This window comes from Pseudomonas sp. OV226 (assembly GCF_003148705.1).
Taxonomy (GTDB): Bacteria; Pseudomonadota; Gammaproteobacteria; order Pseudomonadales; family Pseudomonadaceae; genus Aquipseudomonas.
The window spans coordinates 607527-623476 of record NZ_QGGS01000002.1 but is presented as its reverse complement, the minus strand read 5'-3'; the positions used below and the strand labels follow the sequence as shown (position 1 = coordinate 623476).

At 52.7% G+C, this 15950-nt stretch carries 14 protein-coding genes; 8 read left to right on the top strand and 6 right to left on the bottom strand.

Going from position 1 to position 15950, the window contains the following annotated elements:
- Nucleotides 1–80: 80 nt before the first annotated feature.
- The 5 genes from C7534_RS06010 to gmd form a co-directional block, all read right to left on the bottom strand.
- Nucleotides 81–1568 carry a DUF7024 domain-containing protein gene (locus C7534_RS06010; protein ID WP_109785261.1) on the bottom strand — a complete coding sequence of 496 codons (1488 nt, stop codon included), beginning with the start codon at nt 1566–1568 and terminating at the stop codon, nt 81–83.
- 318 nt (nt 1569–1886) lie between these two features.
- Nucleotides 1887–2999 carry a glycosyltransferase family 4 protein gene (locus C7534_RS06005; protein WP_109785260.1) on the bottom strand — a complete coding sequence of 371 codons (1113 nt, stop codon included), beginning with the start codon at nt 2997–2999 and terminating at the stop codon, nt 1887–1889.
- Nucleotides 2999–4141 carry a glycosyltransferase family 4 protein gene (locus C7534_RS06000; protein WP_109785259.1) on the bottom strand — a complete coding sequence of 381 codons (1143 nt, stop codon included), beginning with the start codon at nt 4139–4141 and terminating at the stop codon, nt 2999–3001. The genes C7534_RS06005 and C7534_RS06000 overlap by 1 nt, the downstream gene beginning before the upstream one ends.
- Entirely contained in the window at nt 4142–5038 is an 897-nt protein-coding gene (locus C7534_RS05995; protein WP_109785258.1) for a GDP-mannose 4,6-dehydratase, read from the bottom strand.
- Entirely contained in the window at nt 5038–6069 is a 1032-nt protein-coding gene (gmd, locus tag C7534_RS05990; protein ID WP_109785257.1) for a GDP-mannose 4,6-dehydratase, read from the bottom strand. The genes C7534_RS05995 and gmd overlap by 1 nt, the downstream gene beginning before the upstream one ends.
- A 206-nt stretch (nt 6070–6275) precedes the next feature.
- On the opposite strand from gmd, the gene C7534_RS05985 reads away from it, so the two are divergent.
- Genes C7534_RS05985 through C7534_RS05950 form a run of 8 tightly spaced genes read left to right on the top strand, consistent with a single transcriptional unit; the run spans nt 6276 to nt 14403 of the window.
- Nucleotides 6276–7265: an ABC transporter permease gene (locus C7534_RS05985; protein ID WP_256594751.1), complete on the top strand. Its 990-nt coding sequence runs from the start codon at nt 6276–6278 to the stop codon at nt 7263–7265.
- A 12-nt stretch (nt 7266–7277) separates the two neighbouring features.
- Nucleotides 7278–8039 (top strand): ABC transporter ATP-binding protein, encoded by a 762-nt coding sequence (locus C7534_RS05980; RefSeq protein ID WP_109785256.1) that lies wholly within the window; start codon nt 7278–7280, stop codon nt 8037–8039.
- Nucleotides 8026–9297 (top strand): FkbM family methyltransferase, encoded by a 1272-nt coding sequence (locus C7534_RS05975; RefSeq protein WP_158283919.1) that lies wholly within the window; start codon nt 8026–8028, stop codon nt 9295–9297. Before C7534_RS05980 ends, C7534_RS05975 begins: the two co-directional genes overlap by 14 nt.
- Complete coding sequence (locus tag C7534_RS05970) at nt 9294–9923, top strand: acetyltransferase (RefSeq protein WP_109785254.1); 630 nt, start codon at nt 9294–9296, stop codon at nt 9921–9923. Before C7534_RS05975 ends, C7534_RS05970 begins: the two co-directional genes overlap by 4 nt.
- 10 nt (nt 9924–9933) lie before the next feature.
- Complete coding sequence (locus C7534_RS05965) at nt 9934–11037, top strand: DegT/DnrJ/EryC1/StrS family aminotransferase (protein ID WP_109785253.1); 1104 nt, start codon at nt 9934–9936, stop codon at nt 11035–11037.
- Complete coding sequence (locus tag C7534_RS05960; protein WP_109785252.1) at nt 11037–12071, top strand: glycosyltransferase family 4 protein; 1035 nt, start codon at nt 11037–11039, stop codon at nt 12069–12071. The genes C7534_RS05965 and C7534_RS05960 overlap by 1 nt, the downstream gene beginning before the upstream one ends.
- Nucleotides 12068–13105 carry a glycosyltransferase family 4 protein gene (locus tag C7534_RS05955; protein ID WP_109785251.1) on the top strand — a complete coding sequence of 346 codons (1038 nt, stop codon included), beginning with the start codon at nt 12068–12070 and terminating at the stop codon, nt 13103–13105. The genes C7534_RS05960 and C7534_RS05955 overlap by 4 nt, the downstream gene beginning before the upstream one ends.
- A complete protein-coding gene (locus tag C7534_RS05950) occupies nt 13102–14403 on the top strand; it encodes a glycosyltransferase (RefSeq protein WP_109785250.1) in 1302 nt (433 codons plus the stop codon). Before C7534_RS05955 ends, C7534_RS05950 begins: the two co-directional genes overlap by 4 nt.
- Nucleotides 14404–14574: 171 nt before the next feature.
- On the opposite strand, the gene C7534_RS05945 is transcribed toward C7534_RS05950, so the two are convergent.
- Complete coding sequence (locus C7534_RS05945) at nt 14575–15939, bottom strand: phosphomannomutase (protein WP_109785249.1); 1365 nt, start codon at nt 15937–15939, stop codon at nt 14575–14577.
- Between the last annotated feature and the right edge of the window lie 11 nt (nt 15940–15950).

Sequence of the window (15950 nt, the reverse complement as noted above, 5' to 3'; positions counted from 1 at the left end):
ACTACGAAGCGCTACTGCCGTGGAACTGCTCACCGGAAATGCCAAGGTAAACCAGAACTCCATCCTGAAGTAGGTGGGGTTTATGGATCACGTACGTTTAGATAGCATTGGATGATAGATCTTGTCGGATCCCACGGCGCAGTGTTAAACGCGACCCAGTGGTGGTTTTCTCCGATTTCAACTTCAACACGGGCGCCAATGTTTTTCCCATAAGCCCCAGCGGTTATCTCAACGTCTAACCTACCCGAGATCGGCTCAACGAGTTCAATTTCGACGATGTCTCCGTCGCTCCACGCTCCCCACTCTTCGATGAGCGATAAGCCATCGACGTGATCGACAAAGGCTGGGAGATCATTGACTCGAAAGTCGATGCCATCCTCCATCGTAGTTTGGGTATCGATGAAGGCTAGCGGATCCAAAAGCAGACGTCGTGGGACACGCTTGTATGTTGGGCTTCCACCACTCGATACCACTAGGGTGCTGTTAGCTGGATTCCGCATAAAATCGAGTAGACCGCTCTCAGCGAAGTTTTGTTTCCAAACATCCAGACAATAGGCTTCGGAAAATAGCTTACTCAAAATGCGCTGATCTTGCCTCACCGAATCAATGACATGTTGATCGCCTTCCAATATGGAAACGAGCAATTGGCGAGCGCGCTCAGTCGACTCTACGGCCCCCGCAATGGGGTGCCCGATCATGCGTGCGACAAGATTATCGGCATACAGGACAACGGGAACGCCAATCTCTGCCCCTTCGATAGGAGTGTAGTGAACGTGACGGGGCTCGTGCGAGTGGTAGTACATCGCCGCGCTTTTCTGCAATAGTTCAATAAACTGCTCATCGGATACAAAACCGCGCACATTTGGATCGTTCACTGGCGTCTTCTGTGAACCGATGATCACGTGAGGAAGATCGCCGAAGTCTCGTTTGAAGTCGTCATAAACCTGCTTATAATATTCGTCCGTCTCAATATTGGGACATACGAACAGTATGTGTTTGTCAGTGCCGCTCCAGGTATTTTTGTACAACTCGAAAGAGGCAGGCAACGCGATAGGCAGGAAGACATCGCGATCAGCTATCAGCTTCGGCTCGACCTCTTGAAGCTGCTCATAACTTGACGCAAACCAGAAGCGGTCCCGGACTGCATAAATCCACTTCATCGCGTCGGGATGCAGATATGTTAAAACACCCATATATGTCTTGGGCGATTCAAAGCCGAATGCACGCAGAAGAATGGCGCCGGTAAACCTTTGCAACCCACTTTCAAGGTGAATGGGCACCGGCATGATGAACGCCGCGCTGAAGTACTGATTCATATACCCAACGACTTCGTCTGACCACTCTTGCGTATATAGATCAGCCTCGTTAAGCACCTTAAGCACGTGATCCGGGATTGTCAGGTGCTTATCGTAGGAAAAGTCGACTACGCCACTACGGAAGCCTACGTCGTTCGGTATGATCTTCGGAATAAAAACTTCATATCCCATCGCTAACAAAATTGGAACTTCTGTCTTCAATAAGGTGACGTGGTTTAGCAACCAAAGCACCCGTTTGCTTTTCTTTTCCATTTATGATTTTCGCGGCTATTTGGAATGTCGGCCTCAATCTTACCGCATCTTTCAAAACTCACGACTTTAAAATGTGCAATTCAGCATCGGATGCCGCTTGTCACATCCTTGCCAACACTGACATACCGCTGCAGCGCAAACAGATAACTAGGCCCCTCCTTTGAGACAGAGATACCGACAAGCGCGCCGAACCGGCTCCATACTTGAAGTCCGGGCACTGTATAGGATTTGGCGACGATTGACCTCGCTCAAGGCCGTTGGCAGATAATCATGTGACGGTCACGGCACAGCGCACGAAAATCACACCCTTGCCGTGTTTTAATTGCATAGGCCTCGATAAACTGAAGCGTATGCCTTGGCCATTTCGTCAGCCGAAAAAACTTCTTCATAACGCAGCAAGGCACGCAGCCCCATAGACGCTGCCTGCTCAGGGTTTTTCCACAACGTCATCATTGCCTGGGCCAGCGCAGCCGAATCACGCGGAGGCACAACCAAGCCCGTCTCGTCCGCAATGTTGATATAGGTCGTGCCCGAACCAATCTCGCACGAAATCATTGGCTTGCCATACATCGCGCCCTCAAGCAGCGAAATGCCAAACGACTCGGATCGCAGATGCGACGGAAAGACGAAGGCATAACAAAGCGTCAGCAAAGCCGCTTTATCTTCGTCGGGCAGGCCGCCCAGGAAGTGCACATTTGAAAGACCGAGCTGGAGAGCTTGTGCCTTCAATTCAGCCTCAAGGTGCCCCCCTCCCAAGATAACAACGGGAAGTTGAGTTGCTTTGGCAGCCTCAAGCAGGTAGTCCAGCCCTTTGTAATAACGTAGCGCGCCTACAAACAGGAAGAATCGCTCCCCCAAACGAGTGCGCCAATATTCCAGCTTTTCAGCCGAAGGTTGTGGATAGGTCGCTCTGTCCAGACCATAAGGAATGATCTTGACCTTGTCCTTGAACTGCGTGAGCACAGGGCTGCTTTGGGCATAGTTCGGCGAGGAAGCAACGATGCAATCCACACTGGACAAAAAGCGATTCATCAGCGGCTGATAAAGCTTGAGCAGCGTCTTTTGCTTGACGATATCGGAGTGATAACTAACGACCGTTGGCTTACGAATACGACTGGCGAAATGCACCAGATCCATATAAGGCCAAGGGAAATGGTAGTGGATCACGTCGGCCTTCTTCGCAAGTTCGGCAAAATCCCTGAAGGCCGAAATCGAAAAACCAGTGGAAGCGATGTGAAAATCGAGCTTGGAACGGTGAGTAACATGGTGACCGACGACTTCATTACGTGCAGCACCACGATCGCTCAGGTACAAAACTTCGGATTCGAACCCGTACTTCGTACCGCCTTCAGCAATCTGAAAAATGACCTGCTCGATACCACCCATTGTTTCCGGATAGTAGGTTTTGAAAAAATGCAGAACCTTGATCATCAGCCTTTGAGCACCTTGTGATAAACCTGCAGCGTTTCCATTGCGCAGCGCTCCCAGGAGAAGCCAGCTGCGTGCTGCAATCCTTGTTCAATAGCCGTCATACGCCACGACTCATCTTCAAGCCCTCTCTGTAGAAGCGCAGTCAGCCCTTCGACGTCCAGCGGCTCGCACATCAGCGCAGCGTCACCAGCGACTTCTGGAAGCGATGAGCTGTTGGAACACACGACCGGCACACCCGAACTCATCGCCTCAAGCACAGGTAGGCCAAAGCCTTCATATAACGAAGGAAAGGTAAAAAGTCGCGCCCCAGCAAACAACAGTGGCAACTCTTCGCTCGGCACAAACCCGAGATAACGCGCCCAGCCTTCACGCCTGGCAGTCTCGAGTCGTTGATGAATAGCGTCATTTCGCCAGCCATGGTAACCGGTCAAAATCAACGGCCAGCGAGTTCGCACTGCCATCGGTAGCCGGCAATACGCATCCAGCAAGGTATCGATATTCTTGCGTGGTTCGATAGTGCCAACAAACAGGCTGTAACCATCGACCTCAAGACCATGGCGCGAAAGCGTATCCCGTAGCACTTCCGGACTGCGTGGATGGAACTCTGCGGAGCTGGCCAAAGGAACCGTATGGATACGCTCTATGGGCCAGGAGAAATAATCCGCCAATTCACGACGGGTGTATTCGGAGTCAGTGATCAGCGCATCGGCCCTGACCAACGTGGTCTTCAGCTCTTTTTGCAAATAGCGAACAAGCTGAGGAGCATGACAATGCGCCCAGGTAAAAGGCGATAGATCGTGGAATGTCGCCACGCTGCGACCGGCAAAGGGTGGCAGGTAATAATTCGGACTGTGGTACAGAAAATCCCCATGCCCCTTAAGCGCATGCTTCCTGAGCATCGGCATCAACAGCCGATAGGCTTCAACTGCCAGGAAGTTCTTCTGCACAGCACGCTTCAAGCCATAGCCATTACCCGACTCATCAGCTGCCGTCGGCAGGCTTGGCAAAAATCGCCGACCCGCAAAGAACTGCAGATCGGTAATTTCAGGATTCTGCTGGAGTCGCAGTGCCAATTCGTAGGTATAACGGCCAATTCCGGTCAGCGGAAAGCGGACCGGCTCAACAGACAAGACTAACTTCATTTATTTAGCCGCCAGCATCCAGCTCAGGGTTTCACTCAAAGCAGGGGTCTGCCAACCAACAACCAGCGAACGAAGACGCGAATTATCCCCGCACAGTATCTGCACGTCATTGCTACGTACAAACATCGGATTTACTTCGATATCGATATCGTGGCCGGTGAGTTCCTTGCACATCGCAATAACTTCGCGCAACGAGTGAGTGTTACCAGAGCTGACATTTACCGTCTGCCCTAATGGCTTCACCTCGATCAGGCCACGATAAGCCTTGACCACTGCCCGCACATCACTGTAATCGCGCCATACATCAAGATTCCCCAGTTCGATCTTTTCAGCCTTTCGACGGAAGTGAGCAACGATCTTGGGCAAGAGGAAGATATCCGTCTGCCCCACACCGGTATAGTTGAAGGGGCGCGTAATTACGATAGGCAGACGTCCATGCCATAAGTTGGCCATGTATTCCATGGCCAACTTGCTCACAGCGTAATCATTGGCCGGCGCGGGAATGGTGGACTCACTCAACAAACCAGCAGAAGCATTGCCATACACGTTGGCACTGCTTGCAAGCAAAACGCAATCGACTTGCTTGCCGCAGCGCTCGACCGCCTCGAGAAGATTATGAGTGCCTATCAGGTTGACTTGATAAAAAGCATCGGCAGTTCCATGCCCGACAAAAGCCATCGCCGCAAGGTGTACAACAATGTCAGGTTGAATGTCTGCCAGCAGCGCGCGCAGGCCAGGCCCATCAGCCAAATCCATCTGATGGTAGTCAGCATTGTCGGAAGCATGGCTACCCAATCCGACGACCTCATAACCATTGGCTTCGAGCTCGGCTGCCATATAGCGACCGGTAAAGCCATGAATACCTGTAATCAGTGCGCGCTTACCGGCAATTCTCATCAGAACGAAAATCCTTGCTCATTTCGACGAAGGTCGGCTTCAACCATCATACGGCACAGCTCTTCCAGTGTAGTTTTTGGCTCCCAGCCCAATACAGCCTTGGCTTTGGCCGGATCACCAATCAACAGTTCGACTTCGGTAGGACGGTAGAACTTCGGATTGATAGTCACAAGCACTTTGCCAGTGGCCGTATCAGTACCCTGCTCGTCTTCCGCCACGCCGCTCCAGACAAGATCGATCCCGGCAGCTTTGAACGCCATGGTCACGAAATCACGCACGGTTTCGGTACGGTTGGTCGCCAATACGAAGGTGTCTGGCTCGTCAGCTTGCAGCATGCGCCACATGCCTTCGACGTACTCTTTGGCAAAACCCCAGTCGCGCTTGGCGTCAAGGTTGCCCAGTTCCATCTTGTCGAGCAGACCCAGTTTGATTTTGGCAACCGAATCAGTGATTTTGCGGGTCACGAATTCACGACCGCGCAGTGGCGATTCGTGGTTGAACAGGATCCCGCTGGTGGCGAAGATGCCATAAGACTCACGGTAGTTGATGGTCATCCAGTGGGCATACAGCTTGGCGACACCGTAAGGGCTGCGCGGATAGAACGGCGTGCTCTCGACCTGAGGGATCGCCTGAACCTTGCCAAACATCTCTGAAGTCGAAGCCTGGTAAAAGCGAGCTTTCGGGTTGACGATACGGATTGCTTCAAGAAGATTCACACAACCCAAACCAGTAATTTCAGCAGTGGTCAGAGGCTGATCGAAAGACACGCCTACGAAACTCTGGGCCGCAAGGTTATAAACCTCAGTTGCTTCCGTGGTTTGCAGCAGGCGAATGCTGGCCGAGAGATCGGTCAAATCATATTCAACCAGATGCAGGTTGGGGTGCTGGCTTACGCCGAGCTCCTCAAGACGCCAGAAATTGACAGAACTGGTCCGACGGTAGGTGCCGTACACCGTGTAACCCTTTTCCAGCAGCAGTTCCGCCAGATAGGCGCCGTCTTGCCCAGTAATGCCAGTAACGATAGCTTTCATGCGAATCCTCTAAACTCCATTTGAGCGCCTAAGCAGGCTCTTATTGTGTATACGTTCAATCGGCTCATGCCGAAAGAGCCGCAAAATCTTGCAGATCATACAGAATGCAGCTCTGCACGACGAGACCCAAGCGGCACCCGACACGCATCCAGCGGCCTATTGTGCCAGCATCATGTGGCAGGCGCCCGACTTGACATCCAAAATGCGTGAAAACCCCACCGCTACCCCACCGACCAGAGTTTTCTTTCCATAAAAAAATCAAGCACCTGGAAGGTAAAACGCTGGCATCTGAGACTGAGCGTTTTTCGCGTGAAAGAAAAAATTTAGAAAGAGTGACACTCCCTGCACCCCAGCCTAAAATGGCGTGTTTTTTTACCAACAATCTGGTGCTTTTAATGCGCAACGGTTCAGTAAGTATCGCCCTGTCGGACATAATCGCAGCGACAGGACGATACGCTTTGATAGGGATGCTAGGCTGGCAAGATGTTCGTCAGCGCTACAGGAGATCGGCATTAGGCCCATTTTGGCTGACTATCAGCATGGGCGTAATGATCGGCACCATCGGCGTGGTCTTTGGGCAGATCTTCAACTCCCCGATGGGCGAGTTCCTGCCGTTCCTGGCGATCGGCATGATTTTTTGGGGATTCATATCGACGGTCGTCAGCGAAGGCTGCACCGGCTTCATTGCCGCCGAGGGCATAATCAAACAGCTTCCGATCCCTTTGTTCGTCCACATTCTTCGCATGATCTGGCGAAACATATTGATTCTGGGTCATAACATCGTGATTTTCCCGCTGGTGTTGCTCGCCGTTGGCAAACCGTTGACCTGGATCGCGCTCCTCAGTATTCCGGGGTTCGCTCTCGCCGTGCTGAACCTCACCTGGATTGCATTGCTGCTGGCCATTCTGTGTGCGCGCTATCGTGACTTACCGCAGATTATTGGCAGCCTGTTGCAGATAGTGTTCTATCTCACGCCGATCATGTGGCTGCCCAGCCTGCTGCCACAACGTGCCGGGATGTTCCTGCTGGACCTAAATCCGGCCTATCACATTATTTCGGTGGTTCGCTCCCCCCTGATCGGGCAACTGCCTAGCGCCACCAACTGGTGGTTTTCCTTGGGCATGGCCGCTGCAGGCTGGCTGGTTGCACTCGTGGTCTATGGCCGTTACAAGCGCCGCATCGCTTACTGGCTCTAAGAAGAACTCCTAATGTCCTTGATCGAATTCAAAAATGTTTGTGTAGATTTCCCTATCTACAACGCTAATGGGCGCTCCCTGAAAAAACGTTTGATCCAGGTAGCCACAGGTGGCCAACTGGGTGCAGACCAACAGGGTCGCGTTATCGTCAGAGCGCTGGAAGATCTGACGTTCACCTTGCGCGACGGCGACCGCGTTGGCCTGCTTGGACATAACGGCGCAGGCAAAAGTACCCTGCTGCGCCTGCTCAGCAGTGTTTATGAGCCCTCATCCGGCACCGCTCGAATTAACGGTGAAATCGGCTCTCTAATCGACATATCCCTGGGCACAGACCCGGAGGCCACCGGCAGGGAAAATATTTTTCTGCGCGGCGGCATCCTTGGACTGACCAAGGCTCAAATTGCAGAGAAGCTCGACGAAATCATCGAGTTTTCGGAACTTGGCGACTTTGTCGACATGCCGATTCGTACCTATTCCTCAGGTATGCACCTGCGATTGGCTTTCGCCGTCTCAACCACGATAAAACCGGAAATCCTGCTGATGGATGAATGGCTATCCGTCGGCGACGAAGGCTTCAAGCACAAAGCCGAAATACGCATGAACGAACTGGTGGAGTCGACCAACATCCTGGTCATTGCCAGCCACTCCCGCGAGATGGTCATGCACACCTGTAATCGGGTGCTCTGGCTGGAGCATGGGAAGATAAAGATGGATGGCGACCCGGAGACGGTCACCGCTGCCTACTTTGGAGCCAAGGCCGATGAACAGCATTAAGCGTAATGGTGTGGATATCGAGACGGCCTTTTCCATCGCGTCTAGCCGGCTGCACACCAAAACAAATGTAAGTTCCGGCGCCATTTCACTCGAGGACGCTCTTCTTACCTCCTTTTCGGGCACGAAACCAAGACTACTCCACCGCATCAAGCAAGTGATCCGGAGTATCGCTCGCGGAGTCTTCCGGTTAATAAAGCCAATTACGCGCCCGTTGCTTTTCCGTCTGCGCAACTATTTCACGGCGGATATCCGCCAGGAAATGATGGGAGAGCTCGCAAGGCTCAACGCCGAGCAGCATCAGCACCATCAGCACATCGTGCAGGAGCTTGAACGCCTGTCGAACGCGACAGGCTTACAAACACGGTTGTCGCAGAAGATTTTTTCCAGCCAGCTATCGCCGGAGGATATCGAACAACAACTGGACCGGATTGAGAAGTACAGTTTGGTGGACGCCAACCGTGTCGCAATTGATTCCGGCCTGGATGAAGTATTGGTCAAAGCCACAGTTGGATATGTGCTCTGTGCGGCAAAAGACTATGCACTGCTGACGAGCCTTCTCCAGGCAGGTGAACTGGAACCGGGCACTCGGCAGGTGATTGAACGAATCGTACAGCCTGGCGACGTGTTCATTGATGTCGGAGCCAATATCGGTTTGCACTCCATTGCCGCCGCCCGCGCCATGGCGGGACAGGGCAAGATTATCGCCTTTGAGCCTTTTGAGCAGACCTGTAAACTTCTTGAGAAAAACCTTTGGCTGAATGGTTTTTCAGCTATCAGCGAAATCTCGCGCCTTGCCCTCTCGGACAAAGCTGAAACTCGCAAGCTGCACCTAGGGATGACCAGCGGACACCATTCCCTTTATGAGCTGGAGAATCCGGCGTTTTACGCCTCGACTTCAGTGGATGTCACTACCATTGCGCTGGATGATTTCTTACCCGAGAACCTGACCGTCAAACTGCTGAAACTCGATGCAGAAGGCGCAGAAATCGATATCATCAAAGGCGCGAAAAAGTTACTGAAATCCAATCCGCAAATGTTTCTAATCGTTGAACTCGGCCTATCCCACCTGAATAGAAATGCGCTCACCCTCGAAGAGTGGCTCGAGCACTTCACGGGCCTGGGGCTGGTGTACAGCGTCATCAACGATCAGACGGGGGATCTTGAAAACTGGTCAGTCGAACAACTGAGTAAGGCAACCTCCGTCAACTTGCTGTTTTCATCATCCAATTCACAGCTTGCAGGAGGGGTGAATGCATGAAGAGTGAAGTCATTGTTGTAGGTGCCGGCGGACATGCCAAGGTATGCATAGAGCTACTACTGGCGCAAGGCGACAAGGTCGCCTACTGCGTTGGTAATCCGGACAGTCCGGACAAGTGCCTGGGCATCCCGGTGCTGAAAAGCGACGACCATCTTCCAGCATTGCTTAAGGAAGGGTACGAGCGTGTGTTCATCGCCATCGGATCAAATCCATTGCGCAACAAACTGGCGAAGAAAGCCACTGAAATGGGCTACCAGTTGGTCAACGCAATCAGTCCCGCGGCAGTGGTATCGCCCTCAGCCAGACTGGGCGTCGGAATCGCCGTCATGGCCGGGGCCGTTATCAACGCAGAGGCGACGATTTCCGACCTTTGCATCGTGAACACTGGTGCCACAATCGATCACGACTGTGTCATTGGACTGGCAGTACACATCGCCCCACAGTGCGCGCTGGCGGGCAATGTGAATGTCGGCAACCTAAGCTTCGTCGGCATCGGCAGCAAAATCGTCCCTGAGATTCAAATTGGTGAGTCGGTCATGGTCGGTGCTGGCAGCGTCATAATCTCGAATGTCGGGTCATCAACCACGGTTGTGGGTGTACCGGCCAAAGCAATACACAAAATTTGAAGGAAGAAACATGAAACGTATTTCCATTGCACAACCGAAGCTTGCTGGAAACGAACGCAAATACGTGCTCGATTGCCTGGACACAAACTGGATTTCTTCCAACGGCAAATACATCGGCGCCTTCGAAGAAAGCTTTGCGGCATTTTGCGGCGTCAAACACGCAATCGCGACCAATAACGGCACAACCGCCCTGCACCTGGCACTGGTCGTGTTGGACCTGCAGCCTGGCGACGAGGTCATCATTCCCACCGTGACCTACATCGCAACGGCAAACGCAGTGCGCTATTGCGGTGCAACGCCGGTGTTGGTGGATGTCTGTGCCGACACGATGAATATTGATCCGCAGACCATTGAAAGCAAAATTACGGCAAAGACCAAGGGCATTATCCCGGTGCACCTCTACGGTCATCCCGCGCAGATGGACGTTGTCAACGAGATCGCTCGCAAACATAACTTGTGGGTTGTCGAGGATGCGGCCGAAGCTCACGGAGCAGAAGTTCACGGCAGTAAAGTGGGCGGTCTTGGCACGTGTGCAACATTCAGCTTCTTTGGCAACAAGATCATTACCACCGGTGAAGGCGGCATGATCACCACCAATGATGACGAACTCGCGGCCAAGCTACGGTTGTTCCGCGGCCAGGGCATGGATCCGAATCGCCGGTACTGGTTCCCGGTAGTCGGTTACAACTACCGCATGACCAACATCCAGGCGGCAATTGGGCTGGCCCAGATGGAAGGCATCGCTACGGCATTGACTGATCGCGAACGCCTGGCTGGCTGGTATAACGAAGCGCTTGCAGATCTTAAAGACAAGATTGTCATGCCGACCCAGGCTTCATGGGCGAAACAGGTTTACTGGATGTACAACATTTTCCTCGCGGACGGAGATGAGCATAAGCGCGACGCGGTCATGCAGAAACTCGACGCGATGGGCATCGAAACACGGCCAGTATTCTACCCAATGCATGTTCTGCCTCCGTATAAGGAAGACAACGTCTATCCAGTGGCAGATCTGTGGTCGGGCCGTGGCATCAACCTGCCGACCCACCAGGACCTGACTCAGGAAGACATCATCAGAATCGCAGCCAGCTTGCGTGAGGTGTTGGCAGCCTGATGAAAATTGCACTTTGCTCAACGTTTGTTCCCTTCATCAGGGGGGGCGGCAGAAACATCGTCGACTGGCTTGCGTCAACCTTGACGGAGGCGGGACATCAGGTCGAAGTTGTTTATCTGCCCGAGCTTGACGTTCCAGACCTACTGTTTCAGCAGATGATGGCGTTGCGCTGGGTAGACCTTCAAGCCGCTGACCGGGTCATCTGCTTCAGACCCCAGGCTCACTTGATTCCGCATCCGCACAAAATACTGTGGTTCATTCACCACATTCGGGTGTTCTATGACTTGTGGGACACCCCCTATCGTGACTTTGCAGATAATGCGAAGCACTGTGCAATCCGCGAAGCTTTATTCGACGCGGATACTCGCGCGTTGAGCGAAGCAAAGGCAATTTTCACCAACTCAAAAGTTGTATCTGCACGACTCAAAACCTATAACGACGTCGACAGCGAAGTGCTGTATCCGCCCGTATTCGAATCAGAGCGTTTTTTCTGCGCCGGATACAACGACGAAATCGCTTATATATGCCGTCTGGAGCACCACAAACGTCAGCACTTGTTGATCGAAGCATTGAGTTTCACCACCACCCCGGTACGCATCCGGCTGCTGGGAACCGGCTCAGGACCCGATTACGGCATTGCCCTGCGACAAAAAATCAACGACTGCAATGTCGCGGATCGCGTAATCCTGGATGACCGCTGGATCACAGAAGAAGAAAAAGTGGAATGCCTGTCGACGTGTCTGGCTGCTGCTTACCTGCCGGTAGATGAAGATTCCTATGGTTATCCAAGCCTGGAAGCCAGTCACGCCGAGAAACCGATTCTTACCACCACGGATTCGGGCGGCGTGCTTGAACTGGTCCAGGACGGCTACAACGGATACATCGCGGAGCCGACTCCCGAATCGCTAGCCATAGCCATGGACAAGCTATACCGGGAAAGAAGCACAACCGAAGCCATGGGCAAGAACGCCAAACAGCGATTGGTTGATTTGAAAATATCCTGGTCGCATGTGCTGGAGCGCCTATTGGCATGAAAGTTTTAATCGTGAATAACATGGCCCCGTTCATTTGGGGCGGCGCAGAAGAACTGGCTGTCAACCTGCAAAAGAATCTGATCATCGCCGGACATGATGCGGAAGTTATGCGAATTCCATTTCAATGGGAACCCGCATCAACGATCCCCTCGCAGATGTTGCTGACGCGCACTCTGGAAATCTTCAATACCGACCATGTGATTGCCCTGAAATTTCCGGCCTACCTCGTCCGACATCACAGAAAATCGTTGTGGCTGCTACATCAGTATCGCCAGGCTTATGATTTGTACGATGTAGGCCAAACCAACCTGCCTGCCGATCAGACCGGCGCGGATATTCGCAAAGCCATTATTAATGCAGACAACGAAAGTTTTGCTGAGAGCCGGCATATTTACACCAACTCCGAAGTCACGAGAAAGCGCTTACTCAAGCACAACGGTTTTGACTCTCAGGTATTGCTTCCACCAGTCAACGATCCCGAATCATTTATCGGCGGTCAGTTCGATGACTATATCTTTGCGGGCGGCCGTGTAAACGGCATGAAACGCCAATACATGCTTTTGGAAGCTCTGGCCAAAGCTGACAAGCGAGTCAAGCTGATTATCGCCGGGCCTCCCGAGTCCCCTGCCGACACACATCAGCTGAACGTCATCATCGAAAAGTTCAGCCTGCAAGATCGTGTAAAGCTCGACTTGCGCTTCCTGCCACGAGCCACTTATGTCGATTACGTAAATCGTGCGCTAGCCGTCGCCTACATTCCGTTCGACGAGGACTCGTTGGGATATGTAGCCATGGAAGCAGCAACGGCTCGCAAGGCCTTGATCACGACCACAGACAGCGGTGGAATCCTTGGTCTGGTGACGCCCGGGGAAACCGGCTGGAGAGCTGAACCTACAACAGAGAGCCTGGCAGAAGCAATGAATGCCGCTTTTGAGAGCAAGACTCGAACAAAACAATATGGCGAGGGCGCCCAGGCACTGTGGAACGGTCTGGGCATCAATTGGCCCGAAACCATAGAGGCGCTTCTCAAATGAAACTTGTGATATTTACACCGGCTATCAAAACCTCTGCCATCGGCCGAATGACACGACTCGTCGTTCGGGCGCTATTGGCCCACCAGCATCAGGTCGTGGTGATTCGCACTGAAAGCCCGCACCTACTGGCCAAAGAAACCCACGACTTTGGCTGCACCATTCTACCTTGGACGAATGAGGCAGAAGCCGCACAGGAAATTTCGAGCGCCGACTGCTGCATCTACCAGATCGGGGACAACTACGAGTTTCATGAAGGTGGCGTTGCCTGGCTAGCCAGAGCTCCGGGGATCGTCTGCCTGCATGACTTCTTCCTAGGTCACTTGTTCTGTGGTTGGGCGCAGCAAAGACGCGACGAAGCGAACGATATACTGACCCAGTGGTACGGAAAAAAAATCGCCGCTGATTATTTCAGCGCCAGTAACAGCGCAACATTTATCCGAGAAACACAAGATCTGGCCCCGCTGACCGAATGGATCAGCTCCCTGGCCACCGGAGTGATAACTCATAGCAACTGGGGTTGTGATCGTGTCCTGTCAGCCTGTCCCGGGCCGCTTTTTGTCGTCCCACTCGCCTACGATGCCCCCGGCGCAATAAGCATCGAAAATGAATCTACGCCTAATAGCAAACTAAAGGTCTTGACGATCGGACACATCAATTCGAACAAACGGATTGAGAGCTGCATTGAGGCGATTTCAAACAACTCGATACTGCGTAAGAACGTCAGCTATCGCCTTGTCGGAGCCATTATTCCAAGCATGGAAAGGAAGCTTCGTGAACTGGCGACAGTCAGCGGCGTCGAACTGATCATTTCAAATGAAGTCGATGACGCAACCCTGTCCGAAGCAATCAGGAATGCCGACGTAATCAGCTGTTTGCGCTGGCCCAGCCTCGAAGCTGCTTCAGCTTCGGCTATTGAAGCAATGCTTTATGGAAAAGCCACCATCGTTACAGACGTCGGCTTTTATAAAGAATTACCTGACCAGTATGTGCTGAAAGTATCGGTTGACAACGAGATAGAGGATTTGAAAAAAACTCTCCTCTCACTCCAAAGCAATCGATCTGCAACTACCACCATCGGTAAACAGGCTCAAGCGTGGGCAAGTGAAACTTTTACCGCTGAAAACTACGCAGTCAGGCTGGAACAGGCGATACCTGTCGTACTTCGAGCAAATGTAATCATTTCGGCAGCCGATCATTTTGCGACCATTATAGACAAATGGTCAGCGAGCCCTCAGTTGCTCAGGACGCCTGAAATATTAGAACCGCTGAGCATTTTCAACACCAACACGATCGCTTAAAGCGAACTTGCGGTGAGCCAGTCCTCTGGCCCACCGCATGGCGCTCCCTCCCTTTCTGCTTCGCACTGTCAAAGACAAATAGAGCAGTCTCAGCCCAGGCCACAGACTGAGAGTGACGCTTGGCGGCATCCTCCTTGGCGGCAAGCGCTACAGGATCGAGCGAGCAAGGTTTTAAACCCCTTCAATCAGTGCTTCTATCTCTTTCAAACGCGCCCACATCAACGCTTGATCGCCTTTCGCTTCAACGTTGAGTCGCAACAGGGGCTCGGTGTTGGAGCCACGCAGGTTGAAGCGCCAATCAGCAAAAGAAAGGCTGATACCGTCAGTTTTATCGAGTTCAGGATTCAGCGGCAGATAATGCTCCAGAACCTTTTGCAACATCGCCGGCACATCTTCAACCCGGTAGTTAATCTCACCCGTGCACGGGTAAGCCTCGATGCGCTCATCAACCAACTGAGCCAGTGTCTTCCCGCTGGTGGACATCAAAGCCGTGACCAGCAGCCATGGAATCATCCCGCTGTCGCAATAGGCAAAGTCACGAAAATAATGATGCGCGCTCATTTCGCCGCCATAGATCGCATCCTCAAGGCGCATACGCTCCTTGATGAAGGCATGGCCGGTTTTGCAGAGAACCGGCACACCACCTGCTTGTTCAACCTGATCGATGGTATTCCAAGTCAGTCGTGGATCATGAATGATCTTGCTGCCTGGGTGCTGCTTGAGCAGCATCTCGGCCAACAGGCCTACAAGGTAATACCCTTCGATAAACCGGCCTGTTTCATCGAAAAAGAAGCAGCGGTCAAAATCGCCATCCCATGCCAACCCCACATCGCAGCCATGCTCCAACAGCGCCTGCCGGGTCAAGTCACGGTTCTCAGGCAGCAACGGGTTAGGTACGCCGTTGGGGAAGTTGCCGTCCGGTTCGGCGTTGATAATCACCCACTCGAAAGGCAGTTTACCGGTCAATGCCTGTAAGACGGGACCCGCGGCGCCGTTACCAGGATCGGCAAGTACTTTCAGCGGTTTCAATTCGGCAATATCGACGTAGCTGAGCAAATGCTCGATATAGCGGCTCTTATCGAGTTCAATACGGATAGCGCCAGGATTGGCCGCCAGTGCTCCGAGATCACCGCTTTCCACACGATCACGGATTGCATTGAGCCCAGTATCACCGCTGATTGGACGTGATTGCGACTTGACCAGCTTCATCCCGTTGTAACCCTTGGGATTGTGGCTGGCAGTGATCATCACACCACCATCAGCATTAAACACGCTGGTGGCGAAATAAACTTCTTCGGTGCCGCACAAGCCAATATCGATGACATCTGCACCGGCGTCTTGCAGGCCGCGGGTCATCGCGTCAGCGAGCATAGGGCTCTCAAGCCGCATATCCCGACCCAACACGATACTTTTGCCTCGCAGTTCGGCGACCATCGCACGGCCTATCCGATAAGCAACATCTTCATTGAGGTCGGACGGCACTTGGCCGCGAATGTCATAAGCCTTGAAGCACCGGGTTTTAATAGGGGTATGCATTTTGTTTCTTG